This is a genomic window from Bifidobacterium sp. LH_230 (assembly GCF_056357555.1).
Genome location: NZ_JBKEWJ010000050.1, coordinates 1 through 850 on the forward strand (window position 1 = coordinate 1; position 850 = coordinate 850).

Below are 850 nucleotides of genomic sequence, written 5' to 3' on the forward strand. Positions count from 1 at the left end.
CACAAACGCCTTTTAAGACTCGCTTTCGCTACGCGTACACCACACGGCTTACGCTCGCCACATGCCACTGACTCGCAGACTCATTTTTCGATAGGCACGCCGTCACCCCGTAAGGCTCCGACGGATCGTAGGCGCACGGTTTCAGGAACTGTTTCACTCCCCTCCCGGGGTGCTTTTCACCTTTCCCTCACGGTACTAGTACGCTATCGGTCGGACAGGAATACTTAGGCTTACCCGACGGTCCGGGCTGATTCACTCGGGATTCCACGAGGCCCGAGCTACTTGGGAACACGACCGGAAGACCCTGGCCCTTCGGCTAAGGGGCTGGCACCCGCTGCGGCCCGGCCTTCAATCCGGTTCGCCTCAGCCAGAGTTTTATCACTTCCGCCCGGCACGTCGGTACCGGGACACGCGTCCCACAACACCGGCAACGCAACCCCCGACGGGTATCACACGCAACCGGTTTGGCCTCATCCGCTTTCGCTCGCCACTACTCACGGAGTATCCTTTCCTGCAGGTACTGAGATGTTTCACTTCCCTGCGTACCCCCCGCAAAACTGCGGTGACCACCCATAACGGTGGCGCCGGGTTCCCCCATTCGGACATCCTCGGATCAAAGCCCTGTTGGCGGCTCCCCGAGGCCTATCGCGGCCTCACACGTCCTTCATCGGTCCTGTCCGCCAAGGCATCCACCACACGCCCTTGCAAGCAACACACCACAAACAATGCATTGCACGCATTCAAACGAGCTGATTCACGCTTGACGACAAATCATCACACTAACGATCACAAAACGATCAAACAACCAGACTCCAAACGGAGTCCGGCGAAAAAACAGCAAAACAACAAG

General features: G+C 58.1%; 1 rRNA gene. It reads right to left on the minus strand.

The features are described 5' to 3' along the window. Positions 1-716: ribosomal RNA gene (locus AC1A0G_RS12195) — 23S ribosomal RNA — on the minus strand; the annotation flags it as partial. Positions 717-850 lie beyond the last annotated feature (134 nt).